This is a genomic window from Mesorhizobium sp. M0062 (assembly GCF_040323125.1).
Classification (GTDB): domain Bacteria; phylum Pseudomonadota; class Alphaproteobacteria; order Rhizobiales; family Rhizobiaceae; genus Mesorhizobium.
In genome coordinates, this window is the sequence record NZ_JAMYUO010000017.1 from 80,528 (window position 1) to 96,157 (window position 15,630).

Below are 15,630 nucleotides of genomic sequence, written 5' to 3' on the forward strand. Positions count from 1 at the left end.
GGCTCTTGATGCGGAATATCGTCGTGCTGCGCCGCGTGCTCTATGACGCGCTTGGCCATTTCAACACCGATGACGGCTGGGCCATGGCCAGCCATCTGGCGATCACTTCGCTGATGGCGCTGTTCCCGTTCCTGATCTTCGCCACCACGCTGGCGAGCTTCCTCGGCGCGCAGGCGTTCGCCGATACTGCCGTGCACCTGGTCTTCGACACCTGGCCCGAACAGATCGCGAAGCCTATCGCGCGCGAAGTGCTCAACGTGCTGACCGTGCGGCGCACCGATCTTTTGACCTACGGCGTGCTGCTGGCGGCCTATTTCGCCTCCAACGGCATCGAGGCGCTGCGCACCTCGCTCAACCGCGCCTACCGCGTCGCCGAAACGCGCGGCATCATCTACCGCCGGGTGCAGAGCATTTTCTTCGTGCTGATCGCGACGGCCGGTTTCCTGGCGATCAGCGTGCTCCTGGTCTTTGCGCCCTTGCTGGCGCGGCTGGCGGAAGCTCATTTCGAGTGGATCAAACCCTATACGGGCACGATCACGCTGTGGCGTTACGTCATCGCCTCAACCGTCATCATTGGTGGCTTGTTTGCCGTCCACTATTGGCTGCCGGCGGGCAAGCGCCGCTTTGTCTCGCTGGTGCCTGGCATCATTTTCACTCTGGCTGCGTGGCTTGTCGGCTCGACGATGTTCGCGACCTACCTCGACCATTTCTCGTCCTATGTGACGACCTATGCCGGCCTCGCCTCGATCATGATCGCCGTGGTTTTCCTCTATATGCTGTCGGCGATCTTCATCCTCGGCGGCGAACTCAATGCAGCGATCAGCCGCTTTCTCGAAGCGCGCGCGCGTGTCGGCAGCTAGGTTTTGGCTGGCCGAGCCGTGGCCAGCCCGACGCCGAGCGTCGCGATTGCCATGCCGACGATCTGCACGAGGCTGAGCCGTTCGCCGAACAGCGCCCAGGCGATGACAGCGGTGACGGCCGGCACCAGGTAGAACAGCGACGCGACCTTCGACATCTCGCCGTCGCGGATCATCACCATCAGCAAGAAGATGGCGCCGATCGACAGCACCAGGACCAGCCAGGCCATGGCGAAGATCAGTTCGCCGTTGATGATCACCGTGTGGGTCTCAAGGGCCAGCGAAGCCAGGATCATCAGCGAGCCGCCGCCGATATATTGCCACATCGTCGCCGCCACCAGGTCGCCACCCGAGGCATAGCGCTTCTGCCAGATGGTCCCGGCGCTCATGCCCAGCACCGAGACCAGCGACGCCGCCAGCGTTTCGGGCGTAACGCCGCCGCCGAGAGCGCCGAGCTTTGGCCACAGCACGATGATCACCCCCACAAGGCCGACGGCAAGGCCGGCCCAGTGGCGCGGCAGGATGGCTTCGCCGAGGAACCGGCCGGCAAGCACGGCCGTGATCAGTGGCTGCAGGCCGACGATCAGCGCCGAAAGCCCGGCGGGCATGCCCCTGTGGATCGCCCAGAACACCGCGCCGAGATAGATGCCATGCATGAGGATGCCGGAGACCGTGGCGTGAAGCGCTTCTGCCCTTGTGGCTCGCTTCGAGCCAAGCACGAGCATCAGGCCGGCGAGCAGCAAGGCGGCGATGACAAAGCGGGCCGCCAGAAAGGTGAAGGGCTCGGCCCAGGGCATGGCGTAGCGCGCGCCGATGAAACCTGTCGCCCACAGGACGACAAACGAGGCGGGGATGAACCGCTTGAGACTGTGCATTTTCGGGGAAGCCGTTTCCGGTGGAGAGGTCCGATTCGGTGAAGAGACAAATACGGCAATTGCTCTAATGCGGTTCAATCCGGCAAGCAAAGCGAAACAATTGGTACATAAGCTCATCCTGATGTAGGAGGTGGCCGAATTCAAAGGGCGGCGTCAGGGCAATCGACTTCTGTCGATGGATCCGGCGACATGGCGTTTTGGCTTCGACAGGGAGCGCGCATGCTGTTGCATCTCGACACAAGCTGGCTTTTGATGACGGTGGCCAGTGTGGCCGTGTTCGGCTTCTTCTTCGGTTCAGCGCTCGACGCCATCATGCAGGAGGACGGTTTTGGGTCGACCGGCAACACATTGCTGTTCACGCTCGGCTTTTTCGCCGCGGTCATGGCCGCGAACGAACATGGCATCGTCCTGAGAGATCTGAAGCTCGCGGTTGCCTGGGGACTGGGCGGCGCCTTCGCGTTTATAGGCGCGTTGGCGCTGCTCAAGGCGGGGCTGGCCCGGCTTTAGTCAGAGCCCGACCAGCCGCCTGACATCGTCCGGCGACATGCCTGCCGGCCTCAGCGCGGCAAGGCCGGTATCAGCAAAACTCTTCGACAGTTTGCGCCCATCCGGTCCGAGTATGAGACGGTGGTGGAAATACTGCGGCTGGCCGAGGCCGAGCAGTTCCTGCAGCAGGCGCTGGATGCCGGTCGCGGAATAAAGGTCGCGGCCACGCACGACATGGCTGACGCCTTGCAGAGCGTCGTCGACGACGACGGCCAGGTGATAGCTGGTCGGGATGTCGCGGCGCGCCAGAATGACGTCGCCCCAGTCCTGCGGACGCGCCTCGACTCGCTGCGTCGCCGAAAGCGTCTCGTTGGTGAATTCGCGCCAGGACAAATCCGTGCCGACGCGCGCCAGCGCTGCATCGATGTCGAGGCGCCAGGCGAAGGGCGCATTTTCGGCGATGCGGCGGTTGCGTTCGCTGACCGGCAGCGCCTTGTCGGCGGCGGGATAAAGCGGCACGCCGTCCGGGTCGCGCGGCCAGCCGCGGCCGCGCTTTTCGCTGTCGGCGATGAAGGCCCTGATCTCGCCACGGCTCATGAAGGCAGGGTAGACGAGTTCTTCGCGGACCAGCCGGTCGAGCACGGCCTGATAGTCGGAGAAATGCTCGGCCTGGCGCCGCACCGGCTGTTCCCATTCGAGACCTAACCATTCGAGGTCGCGAAAGATGCCGGCCTCGAATTCAGGCGTGCAGCGGATCGTGTCGATGTCCTCGATGCGCAGCAGCAGGCGGCCGCCGGCCGCACGCGCCAGTTGCTGGTTGAGCAGTGCCGAATAGGCATGGCCGAGATGCAGTTCGCCATTCGGGCTCGGCGCGAAGCGGAATGTCAGGAGCGTCATCTCACAAGCGGCAATCGGGTTGTGCAGCGGTTTTGCCAATTGCTACCGTGCGGTCGGTTCAGGAACAAGAAAACATGCAACGCATCGCGACACTGGACGATATTGCGCGCGGGTTGGATGCGCTTTGCGCAATCGATCCGCGCCTGGAAAAGGTGCGCGGCATGGCTGGCGAGGTGCCGCTGCGGCTGTCGGAACCCGGTTTTCGAAGCCTGGCCTCCATTATCGTTTCGCAACAAGTATCCCGTGCGAGTGCCGATGCGATTTTCGGCCGGCTGATGAAACTGGTCGATCCGCTAACGCCGCAGGCGATCCTTGCCGCCGGCGAGGACATGTTTCGCGAGGCCGGGCTGTCGCGGCCGAAGCAGCGCGGTCTGATCGCGGTTGCGCAGGCCGTGGTTGAGGGGCTCGACCTGCATCACCTCTGTTTGCTCGACGCCGAAGAGGCGATCGCGGCTATGATCGCGGTGCCGGGCATCGGCCCGTGGACGGCGGAAGTCTATCTCCTGTTTGCCGCCGGCCACCCCGATATTTTCCCCGCGCGCGACGTCGCGCTGCAGAGCGCGGTCGGCCACGCGCTCGGTATCGAGCCGCGTCCGCCGGAGAAAACGCTGATCGCCCTGGCCGAATCATGGAGCCCGTGGCGAGGTGTCGCATCGCGGCTTTTCTGGTCCTATTATCGCGAAACCAGGGGCCGGGACGCGGCACCTCCGGCCTGAAACCGCAAAAAAGCATGAAAACCCTGCATTTTTGCCGCGTTTGGCTGATGACAATCCGCTTCACATCCCTGTCATGTCGGGCTTACAGTATCCACGCCGATCGGTTTTAAAACGAGGAGGTCAACAAGGTGACGGTTGCCGTATCTCCGGATGGGCTTCCTGCGCTGGTGCTGAATGCGGATTACCGCCCGCTCAGCTATTACCCCTTGTCGCTCTGGTCCTGGCAGGATGCCATCAAGGCGGTGTTCCTCGACCGGGTCAACATCGTCGCCGAATACGAGCATGCGGTGTCTTCGCCGACCTTTTCGATGAAGCTGCCCAGCGTCGTCAGCCTGAAGGCCTATGTGAAGCCGTCGAGGCACCCGGCATTCACCCGCTTCAACGTGTTCCTGCGCGACCGCTTCCAGTGCCAGTATTGCGGCACGCCCGAGGATCTGACCTTTGACCACGTCATCCCGCGCCATCGCGGCGGGGCGACGACGTGGGAGAATGTCGTGGCCGCCTGTTCACCCTGCAATCTGAGGAAGGGCGGCATGATGCCGGCGCACGCCAAGATGTGGCCGTTGCAGAAGCCCTACCAGCCGACCGTGCACGACCTGCACAACAATGGCCGGCTGTTCCCGCCCAACCATCTGCATGAAAGCTGGATGGATTATCTCTACTGGGATGTGGAACTCGAACCGTAGGGATCGTTCGAGAATTCGCAAGGCTGGCCGCCTGAAGCGATTTTGCGCTTCCGATGCTCACACGCCTGCCAGACCATATCGGAACAGCTCGGCTGCGCTCACTTATCGGCGGCATCGCCTTTAAGGACCGGCTTCCCCCACTCCGTCGCTGCTTCGCAGCGCCACCTCTCCCCCCTCCGGAGGGAGAGGAAGGGAGCCCCGCTGGAGGAGCGCTGGCTGTAGAGTAGCGCCGGCTGTAATAGGCTCGCGCCTTTCCTCTACCCCGTCGATCGGGGGAGAGGTGGTTCGGCGAAGCCGAGACGGAGTGGGGGTCGACCTGGCTCGGACGTCGAAAGCCGCGCCACGCGAACCAGTCTGCAGAATTTTTGCTCGAACTCTGCGTCGTGGCGCTCGATCGAATTAGCTCAATCGCGCGCCATTGCCCCGCGAAAGGCGACGGCGGCGAGGATGAAGCTGGCGATGGCGTTCCACCCGGCCAGCGACAGGCCGAGGATACGAAGGGCTGCCTTATCGCAGGATGGCGGCACGAATTTGTCGAGCGCGTCGAGCACGCCCTTGCCGCCGGTGTCGACCGGGCCGGCGCCGGCCGTGCAATCGGCCGGGCCCTGCCACCAGGCCCATTCGACGCCCGAATGATAGACGCCGAGATAGAGGCCATAGAGCATCAGCAGGCCGCCGACGGCAAGCAGGCCGCGCGTCAGCCATGCGGGCGCGCTAAGCATCGAGGCAATCACCGCCAGCAGCATCAGCGGGGCGCCGATATAATAGGGCGTGCGCTGCTCCAGGCACAGATGGCAGGGGATGTAGCCGCCTATGTGCTGGAAGGCGAGCGCGGAGCCGACCGTGGCGGCCATGGCGACGGCGAGAAACAAAGCGGTGCGCGTCCGCTGGCGTCCGGTATCGGCTGTCATCGTGGCTGTCATGTTTCGTCCGTTGAATTCGCCGTCCGCCGGCATAGTCCTGACCCACCGCCCGCCTTGGACGGTCAGAAGGCGTATTTGACGACGATATAGAGCAAAATCAGGGCAGCGGCGCCGGCGCCGACGATCAATCCCAAACGCTTCTCGATGAATTCCTTGATCTCTTCGCCATAGCGGCGCAGCAGCCAGGCAAGAAGCAGGAAACGAGCGCCACGCGCCAGGATGGCGGAGACGATGAAGACGAAAAGATTGACGTGGAGGGCGCCTGCCAGAATGGTGACCACCTTGATCGGCGGCAGGTGGGCGGCACCCGATGTGACGAGCAGCACCAGCATCAGCCCGGTGCCGGCCGACTGCCACCTCTCGAACGCGTCAAGGCCGCCAAAGTGCTCCAGCATCGGCCGTGCTATCGTGTCGTAGGCATAGTAACCGATCAGCCAGCCGGCAATGCCGCCCAGCACCGACGCGACAGTGGCGGTCAGCGCATAGCGATAGGCGCGTTCGGGCCGCGCCAACGCCATGGGCAGGTACAAGACGTCGGCAGGTATGAAAAACACCGAGCTTTCGACGAAGGCGATGAAGGCCAGCCACCATTCGGCGGATTTGCGGGCGGCCAGCGACAAGGTCCAGTCGTAAAGTCCGCGAAGCATCGGCTCTCCTGGATGCAGGTTGCCCAGACGCAACGCGCTTTGATGCGCGTCTGTCTAGAAAGATTTTCCGCGCCGCACAATGGCAGGAGCTTCACGAAACAGAAAGGCGGGCTTTTGCCGCAAGCAGGGCACGGCGGCGCATTTGGCCAGTTGACGAACAGGCCTCCAACCGTATAGTCCGCGCCCATCCAGGCCTTTGGGCCTGAGCCCCTATGGCGGAATTGGTAGACGCGCTCGACTCAAAATCGAGTTCCGCAAGGAGTGCTGGTTCGATTCCGGCTAGGGGCACCATTTTTGATCTCACGCCAGTTCGCTTCGCTCATGGGCTCCGATGGGGCGGCCTGACCGGCCGACGGGCGGCCGCCCTTGCGAACCCTCCGGGTTCGAACAGTGCCTCGAACACAGAGCCAACCGCGGCTGCTGAGGATAACAGTGATAGCGCCAGTCAGCGGCGGCCGGTAGCCCCGCTCTACGTGCTCTCAGGCCGCCGCACGGTGTTCTTCACGGGCAGCTTCCCACACTTCGCGGGCCGCGTCGGCGTTCATGACCGCGATCCCCAATCCCACCGCCAAATCGGGCCACGCGGAATGCCAGAGCAAGGCCGTGACCAACCCTGCGGCAATAATGGCGATGTTGGCCAAGGCGTCGTTGCGGGCCGACAGGAAGGCCGCCTTTGTGAGGCTGCCGCCACGATGCCGGTGCGCGGCCAGCATGTAGGCACAGGACAGGTTGACGGCGAGAGCGCCAAGTCCCGCCAAGGTCAAGGCGATGGGCTGCGGCGGCACCGGCACGTTGAACTTCTCCCAAGCCGTCCAGAGCGTTGCCAGACCCGGCATGAGAAGGATGAGCGCCAATGCCATCCCCACCCGCGCACGGGAGCGCACAGACCACCCAAGTGCGAGCAGGATAAGGAGGTTCACGGAAGCATCTTCAAGAAAGTCGATGCTGTCGGCGAACAGGGACACTGATCCAATGGCGAGCGCCACAGCGAACTCGATCCCGAAATAGGCAAGATTGAGAAGCGCGACGATGAGGACGATGCGGCGAAGGTTCATCTTCTGGCAGTATCCGAAACCAGTGTGTGGAGCTACAGCTTCGCGGTTTCCAAGGAAAGCCCCTGCTCGTTCCGGGTCCCGGCCGATGGGCGGTTGCCCTTGCGACCTTTTGCGTTCGAGCCGCGCCTCGAACACGGACTTAGCGCATATTCCCCGTATGCCCTTGCGAATACCGCCCCGGCTGTGGCCACACCGTCAGGCCGTGCGGCTCTGAGCCAACCCGAAACTTGGTCACCGCGCCTGATGTCGTGTCGATCATGTAGGCGGCACTGTCGAAGCGGCCGGACAGCCATAGTTGTTTGCCGTCGGCGCTGACGTTGCCCATGTCGGGGCTGCCGCCGCCGGGGATCGGCCATTGCGTGACGACCGCGCGGGTAGCGAAGTCGATCACCGTCACGCTGCCCGGTCCCTTTGCCTGACCCTGCTCCATCTTGTGCGAGCCCCGGTTCGAGACATAGAGCCGCTTGCCGTCGCGGCTGACGACGAAGCCATGGGCGCCGATGCCGGTCGGGATGAAGCCGATTTCCTTGAAACTGTCGCCATCGACGAGGAACACGCCGTCATTCATCATGTCGGCGACGTAAAAAACCTTGCCGTCGGGTGAGAGGCGGATGTCCTGCGGCATGCCCATTTTCGAAAAGTCGAGATGGCCAAGCACCTTCTGGTTCTTCAGGTCGATCTTGGCCAGTCCGCCATTGCCGTATTCGCAGGTGAAAATCGCGTAGGCCCCGTCGACCGAGAATTCGGCGTGGTTGATGCCGGGGCAAGTGGGCGTCGGCAGGCTCGACATTAGCGCCATGGTGTGAGGATCGCGGAAATCGAGCCGCTCCAGGGCTTCGTCGACGACGATGGCCGCGCCCGGCATGAAATACAAATTGTAGGGATCGTCCACGGCGATCTGCGGGCCGGGCTTGCCGGTCATCGGGTCGATCGGCGTCAGGCTGCCGTTCTTGCCGGTGCCATTGTTGGCGACCCAGAGCGTCTTCAGGTCCCAGGACGGCACGACGTGCTGCGGTTTGCTGCCGACCGGGAACCTGTCGACTTCCTTGAGTGTCATGGTGTCGATCACCGTGACGCTGTTGGAGGAGCGGTTCGGCACATAGACGCGCGGCAGTGCACCCAGCGTGGCCGGGCTGAGATGGCTGGCGGCGGTGTGGCTGTAGATGTTGATGGACGGCGCGGGCTCGCTGCAATCCTCGGGGCAGCTATCGGCCCGGGCGCGGACAGGCAGCAGTGCAAGCAGCGAAAAGGCCGCACGGGGACCGGCGTGACGCAAAAAGGTTCTGATCATCAGGATGGCTTGTCGTGAAGGCCGGCCGAAATTGCCGCGCGACCCATAGCTGGTGTCTTGCCGTTGATCCAGTGGCTATCGCCGTCCCAGCAAACTCTTCACGCGATTGCGCAGCAGGCGGGCCATGTTGCGGGTTTCGCGGTAGAGATGCAGCTGCGAGGCGGCCTGGCGGGCGAGGCGGTCGGCATCCGGCGTCAGCCCGATCACCAGCGAGCCCATCGGCTTGCGCTCGCTCCACAGCCGGCTCATCACCGGATGGTCGGGCACGGCGCAGGAATCGGTCATCATAATGTTGGGGTCGTCGAGATGCTGCCTGGTCACCTTGATCATCAACAGCGTGCCCGGCGAATAGGTCGCCAGCGTCTCGTCATAGGCGGTCTTCCAGGTGTAGGCGACGCCGGCCTCGACGAAGACGACCAGGCAGGCGATCGTGCGGCCGTCCAGCGTCAGCGAATGGATGCGGCACATGTCGTGCTCGGCCAGCCGGTGCACGGCTTCGCGGGCAAAGGCGGCGCGGTAGCGGTCGATGGCCATGGCGGTGCGCTCGCGGCCCTTCCAGCCGGCGGCTTCCAGCGTCAAAAAACTTTCGATGGCGTGGCGGATTTCGTCCGGTCCCCGCGCCACGACATGTTCCAGCCTGCCGAGATCCCCCAGGCGCCGCTTTAGGCGGCGGAATTCGCGGTAGTGGTGCGCGCGCAGCGATGCCTTCAGATACGCCTCGCCGTCGAGCGTACTTTCGAGCACCGGCCGGTCCGCCTTGCCGGTGGTGACCATCGTCAGGCCGCGCGTCTCGGCAACGGTGGCCAGCACGCTGGCCAATGGGCCGTCGAGGCGCATGTCGGGCAGCACGAAGACCTTCGGCAGCTTGAGATGCGGCCGCGACAGCATGCCGAAGAAATCCTCGACGACGCCGATCGGGTCGTCGTGGTCGACCAGCGGTGTGCCGATCGGGCCGAACGGGCTCGACCAGGTGCGCATCACCGGAACGCCGAGCGGCACGGCCGGCCTTTCGACCGAGAACGGCACCAGCAGGCGCAGCCGGTTGCGGTATTCGTCGCCGTCGCGGATCACCGCCAGCTTGACCTCGCGATCTTCCAGCCGGGGCATGGCCGGCGCAAGAAAGCGCGGGTTGAAGAAGACGTTGGGCTCGATCGTGCGGGTGCACAGAAAGTCGAGTTCCTCGACCAGCTCGAAGCCGGCCGAAGCCGGATAGATCGCCAGCTTGCGCAGCGGCCGGTTGCTGGCGAGGATCTCGAGATGCGCCGGATCGGCGTCGCGCGCCAGGCCGGCAAGGCCGGACACCATGGCGCCGGCCGGACCGCCGCTGGTTTCCTCGATCAGCGGGATGGCGGCCATCAGGCATCTCCCTTGGCGGCGGGCACGAAGATCAGCATGACGATGCCGAGCTTGCGCCAGACGGTGAAGGACAGGGCGCTGGCCTCGAAGACCATGGCGAGGCTGGTGGCGATCGCCGCCCCCCACAGGCCGAAGAACGGGATCAGCACCACGTTGAGACCGATGTTGAAGGCCAGCGTCATGGCATAGACGGCGGCGCAGATGTTCTGGTTGCCGCTCATCGTCAGAAGGCTTTCGCACGGGCCGACGGCGGCGCGCGCCACGACGCCGAACACCAGCAGGAACAACAGCGGATAGCCGGCGGTGAATTCCGGGCCGAACAGAACCAGCATCGGTTCGCCGAGCGCCAGCACCAGCAGCGCCATCAACAGCGACGGCCAGAACGTCCACGACACGGTCTCGCGGGCGAAGGCGGCGAGCTTTTCCGGTTCGCCATGGGTGAACTGCGCATAACGCTGGGCAACGCCGGCCTTGACGGAGAAATAGACGAAATGCACCAGCGCCAGCGTTTTGACGGTGGCGAAATAGACGGCGACGTCATTGGGCTGGAGATAGGCGCCGACCATCAGCACGTCGGCGTTGGTGAGCAGGAAGAAGAAGCTTTCGACCAGGAAGATCGGCAGCGAGACGATGAACCACTCGGCGAAATGCACCTTCATCGGCCCGGACGGGATATTCCTGCCCATGCGCGTGGTCACGCCGATGAGCTGGCCGAGCGTGGTGGCGTAGGTGGCGGCGATCGAGGCGAAGATCGCTGTCCTGGCGTCGGGCGCATAGCCCATTGCCAGCATCAGCGCCATCAGCGCCAGGATCAGCACCGGCCGCACCAGATAGGTCGGCGACAACGCAAACAACGCCCAGGAATTGGCGCGTGACTGGCCTTGCATCAGATCGCCCATGGCGATCATCGGCAGGCAGAACAGGCCGAGGATGAAGGGCATTACATAGTAGCTCTCGATCCAGTTCGCGCACAGCCAGACGCCCAGTGCGCCAAGCCCGGCGATAGCGGTCGAGGCAATCAGCACGAACAGGCGGCTGGCGACCACGATGCCGCGCAGTTCGGCGAGCATGTTGCGTTCGCGGTATTCGGGGATGAAGCGGATCACCGAAGTGTGGAAGCCGAGGCAGGCGAGGTTGCCGACGATGACCATCGTCACCCAGACGAGGACGAAGATTCCGTATTCGAACGAGCCCATCCAGCGCGCCATCAGCACCTGGCTGATGAAGGCGATGACGGCGCTGACGATGCGGATGGCAAAGGCAATCAGCGACATGCGCCCGGCTTCGCCGCGCTCGTCGGCGGTGAACAGCACCGCATCGATCCGGCCAAGCAGCGGCCCCATGCGCAACGCCAAGCGCTGCGGCAAGAACCGCCCGGCCGTCGTCGCCGCGGAAAAGCGCACCCCGATGTCTCTCCGTTTTCCGCCTGTTTCCAAGCTTTCGATGTATCCGAAACACCTTAAGAAAGGGTGGGCAGGTGCGGGTGCGCCGAGGGGCCAAGGACGGCCGCGTGTGCAAGGTGCGTCATCGTATGCCGGGGCATAATAAAAGGCGAGCGAACGCCGGGGAAGACTGGGGAGCCGGTCGGCGTTTCGCTCGCCCCTCCCCCGCCAAGGGGGATGGCCAGGCACCGCATGTCCGGTGCCCGAGGTGTCACATGTGAGGCGTTACATCCCCTTCATGGCGTCGCACGACACGTTCGGGTTCATGTCGGCAAAGGCGCCCGTCGGGTTCTGTTTCCATGCCCAGACGTGCAGTTCGTAGAACGGGCCGAGGCCGTAGCGATTGGGGGCGCTGTTGAAGTTGAACAGCTGGCCTTCGAGCGAGGCCGGGCCCTTCGAGGTGATGTATTCGACCGCTATCAGCTTCAGGCCGCCGTCGGCCATCGGCTCGTACATCACCGCCTCGGGCTTGGCGACATCGACGGCATCGTCCTTGAGATAGGCGCCGTTGACATAGTGGATGCCCATGGCGCCGCCGGTGATGCCGCTGGCGCAAGGGATGGGGGCATAGCCTTCGGCGGTGGCGGCTGCCACATTCTCGAAGCGGCTGTTGGCTGCGCGCACCTTTTCGGCCAACGGGTTGGCGTCGTGCGCCTGGGCGGCCGCACCCGCCGCGATCGAGATGGCGGCGAAAGCCGCGAAGCGTGTCGTCCAAAGAGTTATGGTCATGGTCTTCCGTCCGTTTGTTGACGCTCGAGGCGACGGCGGCCGATCAGGCTGCCCGAAACGCTGCGGCGTTGGTTTAGGATTTGGTTTGTCCGTCCCGGTTCATGCGATGCGGCTTCCGTTGCCGGGCTTTGGCCGCAGCCATTAAAAACCGTGCAAAATCAACGATCCCAAAAGTAATATTGCCAATATTCCTGCGGGACGTCCCGCTCCGATAGCCCGATGTCGCGCCTCAGATAGCCGCCTTCCGGGGGCAAGCGCCGCCTTTCAGACAGATACGCAGGCAGCTTCGACGCGAACCGCCATAGACGGCCGAGCACGGAGGTTGGCCGGCCGGTCTTTCCCAGGACAGGCCCGATTCCACCGAGCGGCAGGCCATCAGGCAGTTCGCCACGGCCGCGAAGGACAGTTTGATGCTCATCATCGTGGCGACCGAACGCAGGATCAGAGGTAAAAGTAAGGGTCAAGAACCCGCACCTCCGTGATCTTGTCGACCGGCAGCGAGTTTTTCTGAGCGGTGCTGCGGATAGCTTCGGGCGTCGGCGCGTCGTAGATGCAGAAGCTGTGCTTCTTGTCGGGCGTGACGAAGGACTGGATCCAGGTGACGCCCTTTTCGGCATTGCGCATGACGACCCCGCCGACCGCAGTGGCGCCGATGTCGGTCATCGGAATGTTGAGGCCGTCCGGAAATGTGCGTTCAATCAGATAGCGAGGCATGGAAGACTTCCTTTTCCATTGGTTCACGCTCGATCGGAGCGCGGCTGGACGTTGACCACGCCGGCCCGGCCCGCGCATCGGAACGATTCCCCATATTGGACGGGACGATTCCCTATATTGGCGTCGTTCTTTGTGGAAAGAGGCACGGCAATGTGTGCAAAGTCACATTGCGTCGCTTTCTTCACGGGCTAATCGTGAGCGGCCCGCCATGGTGGGAAAACTCCGATCCTGTGAGACGATGACAATGATGCTTCTGGAACGGCAGACGCAGCTGCAGCAGCTCGAGACACTGCTTGGCGATGCAATAGGCGGCCATGGCCGAGTCGCGGTGCTGGCGGGGGAGGCCGGCGCCGGCAAGACGGCGATTGTCGAGGCGTTCGCGGCCCGTGTCGGGCAGAGCGCGGCAATGTTGCGCAGCGCTTGCGAGGATCTGTCGATCCCCGATCCGCTGGGGCCGCTTTACGATCTGGCCCGTGAGGCGCAATGGGCGCTGCCGCGCGCAATCGACGCCCGGCATGGGCAGAGACTGCCGCTGTTTTCCGATGCGCTCGACGCCTTTGCGGCCAAGGGACCGAGCCTGCTGGTGATCGAAGACCTGCACTGGGCCGATGATGCCACGCTCGATTTCGTGCGCTTCCTCGGCCGGCGTATCGTCAACACCCACATCCTGCTGTTGCTGACGGCCCGCACCGACCGCAGCGAAGGACAGATGCGGGTGCGCCGCGCCCTGGGCGAAATCCCGGCCGGCAGCGTGGCGCGCATCGACGTGCCGCTGCTCAGCGAGGCGGCCGTGCTGTCGCTCGCCGATGCGGCCGGCCGCGATGGCGACGCCATCTACCGGGCGACCGCAGGCAATGCCTTCTTCGTCACCGAATTGTTGTGCGCCGAAAACGAAATGGCGCTGCCGGCAAGCGTGCGCGACGCGGTGCTGGCGCGGGCCGAGCGGCTGTCGGTTGGCGCCCGGGCCATGCTCGACGCGGTGTCGGTGTTTCCGCGCCGCGCCGACGCCTGGGCCTTGCAAGGCCTGTGCGGCGTCGCCAGCGCCGGCCAGTTGGCCGAGTGTGTCGCCAACGGCCTGCTTGACGATCTGGGCGACGGCTACGCCTTCCGCCACGACATCGCGCGACGCGCCATCGAAATGATGCTGACGACGTCGCACAGGCGGCAGTTCAACCAGCGTGCGCTGGCGGCACTGCTCGAAAATGGCGACGTCTCCACAGGCCGCCTGGTGCATCATGCGGTCGAGGCGCACAATCTGGCGGCGGTGCGCGAACTTGCGCCAATCGCCGCGCGCGAGGCGTCGCGCGTCGGCGCCCATCGCGATGCCGCCGGCTATTACGAGATCGCCTTGCAGCAGGCCGACAGCCTGCCGGTGATCGAGCGCGCCGCGCTCTACGAAAGTCATGCCTTCGAGTGCCATCTCATCGGCAAGATCGATGATGCGCTTGCAGCGCAGGGACAGGCGCGCCGGTTGCATCAGGCAGACGGCAACAGGCTGAAGGAGGGCGACAGCCTGAGATGGCTCTCCCGGCTGAGCGAAATGGGCGATGACCGCGAGGCGGCGGCCGCCTTCGGCGCCGAGGCTGTGGCGATGCTGGAAGCGGCTCCCGCCGGTCCCGAACTCGCCATGGCCTATTCGAACCTCTCACATCTGGCGATGCTGTCGGAGAGGGTGGAAGACACGCTGTTCTATGGCGAGAAGGCAGCGGCGCTGGCTGCGCGCATGAACCGTCCCGACATCGCCTCGCATGCCCTCAACAATGTCGGCTGCGTCGAGCAGTGGCTCAATCCGGATGCGGGACGCCTGCGCCTCGACCAAAGCCTTGAAATTGCGCTCCAGGGCAATTTCCAGGAGCATGCCGCGCGCGCCTTCACCAACCGCGCCTGTTTCGAGATCACCCAGATGAGCTACGACGCGGCACGTCCGGTGCTCGAGAGCGGCATCCACTATTGCACCGAGAACGACCTCGGCACCTGGCGCGACTATCTCAGGGGCATGCTGGCCGATGTGCAGCTGCGTCAGGGCCAATGGGATGAGGCCGCCGCGACGGCAAGCGATGTCATCGACAATGAGCGGACAACCACCGTGGGCCGGTTTCCGGCGCTGCTGGCACTGGCGAAACTGCGCCTGAGGCGCGGCGATCCCTCGGCCGAGCCGCTGTTCGCCGAAATGGCGCGTCTGGTCGGAAGCGGCGGCGACCTGCAGATGCTGAGCTCTTACGCGGCGCTGATGGCGGAGCAGGCATGGCTGGGCCTGGCCGACAGGCAAGAGGCGCTGGCGCTGATCACCCGCGCCGAAACGCCGGTGCGCTCGCGTGCCCATGTCGGTGAGCTGGCTCTGTGGCGAACATTGCTCTCTCCCGATATGCCGGCCGGCGACACCGCCGAGATGGCGACACCATACCGGCTGCTCCTGACCGGCGACTGGCGTTCGGCTTCGGCACTCTGGTCCGAATTGAATGCGCCATACGAGCGCGGACTGGCGCTCATCCTCGGCGACGACGAGGGGCAGCGGCTGGCATTGGATATTTTCGACGGCCTGGGGGCAAGGCCGGCAGCCCAGCGCCTGCGCGATATCATGCGCAAGAACGGCGTTGGCGGCATCGCCCGCGGCCCGCGCCGCTCGACGCGCGCCAACCTCGCCGGCCTCACCTTGCGCCAGATGCAGGTGCTGCAGCTGATCGAACGCGGCCTCTCCAACAAGCGGATCGCCGAGCAATTGACGATTTCGCCAAAGACGGTCGATCACCATGTCTCGGCGGTGCTGGGCAAGCTGGATGCGGTGTCGCGCGGCGAGGCGACAGCGACCGCGCGCGATTCGGGGTTGTTGTGAGGTTTTGACGAGGGTTGGACCGAGAGGTCGCGATCCTTCGCACCCCCCTCTGTCCTGCCGGACATCTCCCCCTGAAGGGGGGAGATTGGCTGTCACTGTGGCTTTCGCCAATTGTCGAAATTG

Annotated in this window: 15 protein-coding genes and 1 tRNA gene; 6 read left to right on the top strand and 10 right to left on the bottom strand. The window is 64.3% G+C overall.

Annotated features, from left to right (window positions below):
• The first annotated feature begins 8 nt into the window (after positions 1 to 8).
• Positions 9 to 860: a YihY/virulence factor BrkB family protein gene (locus tag NKJ64_RS20180; protein WP_023671675.1), complete on the top strand. Its 852-nt coding sequence runs from the start codon at positions 9 to 11 to the stop codon at positions 858 to 860.
• Here NKJ64_RS20180 and NKJ64_RS20185 read toward each other — a convergent pair.
• Positions 857 to 1,732, bottom strand: coding sequence for a DMT family transporter (locus tag NKJ64_RS20185; RefSeq protein ID WP_023671676.1), 876 nt, complete (start codon positions 1,730 to 1,732; stop codon positions 857 to 859). The two genes, NKJ64_RS20180 and NKJ64_RS20185, sit on opposite strands and share 4 nt — an antisense overlap.
• Before the next feature lie 189 nt (positions 1,733 to 1,921).
• On the opposite strand from NKJ64_RS20185, the gene NKJ64_RS20190 reads away from it, so the two are divergent.
• Positions 1,922 to 2,239: a hypothetical protein gene (locus NKJ64_RS20190; protein ID WP_245260927.1), complete on the top strand. Its 318-nt coding sequence runs from the start codon at positions 1,922 to 1,924 to the stop codon at positions 2,237 to 2,239.
• Here the strand turns inward: NKJ64_RS20190 and gluQRS are convergent, their stop codons facing one another.
• Entirely contained in the window at positions 2,240 to 3,115 is an 876-nt protein-coding gene (gene gluQRS, locus NKJ64_RS20195; protein ID WP_023671678.1) for a tRNA glutamyl-Q(34) synthetase GluQRS, read from the bottom strand.
• A 74-nt stretch (positions 3,116 to 3,189) separates the two neighbouring features.
• Here gluQRS and NKJ64_RS20200 point away from each other — a divergent pair, with 74 nt between their 5' ends.
• On the top strand, positions 3,190 to 3,831 hold the full coding sequence (locus NKJ64_RS20200; protein ID WP_023671679.1) for a DNA-3-methyladenine glycosylase family protein: 642 nt from the start codon (positions 3,190 to 3,192) through the stop codon (positions 3,829 to 3,831).
• Between the two features lie 128 nt (positions 3,832 to 3,959).
• A complete protein-coding gene (locus NKJ64_RS20205; RefSeq protein WP_008874122.1) occupies positions 3,960 to 4,517 on the top strand; it encodes an HNH endonuclease in 558 nt (185 codons plus the stop codon).
• A 404-nt stretch (positions 4,518 to 4,921) separates the two neighbouring features.
• Here NKJ64_RS20205 and NKJ64_RS20210 read toward each other — a convergent pair whose 3' ends face one another.
• Together NKJ64_RS20210 and NKJ64_RS20215 are read right to left on the bottom strand one after the other, a co-directional pair.
• The gene (locus tag NKJ64_RS20210) at positions 4,922 to 5,440 is read right to left on the bottom strand and encodes a disulfide bond formation protein B (RefSeq protein WP_023737462.1); all 519 of its coding nucleotides are present in this window, start codon (positions 5,438 to 5,440) and stop codon (positions 4,922 to 4,924) included.
• Between the two features lie 62 nt (positions 5,441 to 5,502).
• Positions 5,503 to 6,087: a YqaA family protein gene (locus tag NKJ64_RS20215; protein WP_023673756.1), complete on the bottom strand. Its 585-nt coding sequence runs from the start codon at positions 6,085 to 6,087 to the stop codon at positions 5,503 to 5,505.
• 206 nt (positions 6,088 to 6,293) lie between these two features.
• Here NKJ64_RS20215 and NKJ64_RS20220 point away from each other — a divergent pair.
• A tRNA-Leu gene (locus tag NKJ64_RS20220) sits at positions 6,294 to 6,378 on the top strand.
• 188 nt (positions 6,379 to 6,566) lie between these two features.
• On the opposite strand, the gene NKJ64_RS20225 is transcribed toward NKJ64_RS20220, so the two are convergent.
• From NKJ64_RS20225 to NKJ64_RS20250, 6 genes are all read right to left on the bottom strand, one after another.
• Positions 6,567 to 7,142, bottom strand: coding sequence for a cation efflux transmembrane domain-containing protein (locus NKJ64_RS20225; protein WP_023673757.1), 576 nt, complete (start codon positions 7,140 to 7,142; stop codon positions 6,567 to 6,569).
• Positions 7,143 to 7,281: 139 nt separating this feature from the next.
• On the bottom strand, positions 7,282 to 8,433 hold the full coding sequence (locus NKJ64_RS20230; RefSeq protein ID WP_023828417.1) for a YncE family protein: 1,152 nt from the start codon (positions 8,431 to 8,433) through the stop codon (positions 7,282 to 7,284).
• 75 nt (positions 8,434 to 8,508) lie between these two features.
• A complete protein-coding gene (locus NKJ64_RS20235) occupies positions 8,509 to 9,789 on the bottom strand; it encodes a GNAT family N-acetyltransferase (RefSeq protein WP_023731050.1) in 1,281 nt (426 codons plus the stop codon).
• A complete protein-coding gene (locus tag NKJ64_RS20240; RefSeq protein ID WP_352463213.1) occupies positions 9,789 to 11,192 on the bottom strand; it encodes a lipopolysaccharide biosynthesis protein in 1,404 nt (467 codons plus the stop codon). Before NKJ64_RS20240 ends, NKJ64_RS20235 begins: the two co-directional genes overlap by 1 nt.
• Positions 11,193 to 11,456: 264 nt before the next feature.
• Positions 11,457 to 11,960, bottom strand: coding sequence for a hypothetical protein (locus NKJ64_RS20245; RefSeq protein WP_023815701.1), 504 nt, complete (start codon positions 11,958 to 11,960; stop codon positions 11,457 to 11,459).
• A gap of 441 nt (positions 11,961 to 12,401) precedes the next feature.
• Positions 12,402 to 12,674, bottom strand: a complete 273-nt coding sequence (locus tag NKJ64_RS20250) for a DUF4242 domain-containing protein (RefSeq protein ID WP_023685308.1) — start codon at positions 12,672 to 12,674, stop codon at positions 12,402 to 12,404.
• A gap of 244 nt (positions 12,675 to 12,918) precedes the next feature.
• Between NKJ64_RS20250 and NKJ64_RS20255 the strand changes: the two genes are divergently transcribed.
• Positions 12,919 to 15,507, top strand: coding sequence for a helix-turn-helix transcriptional regulator (locus NKJ64_RS20255; RefSeq protein WP_352463214.1), 2,589 nt, complete (start codon positions 12,919 to 12,921; stop codon positions 15,505 to 15,507).
• The last annotated feature ends 123 nt before the right edge of the window (positions 15,508 to 15,630 follow it).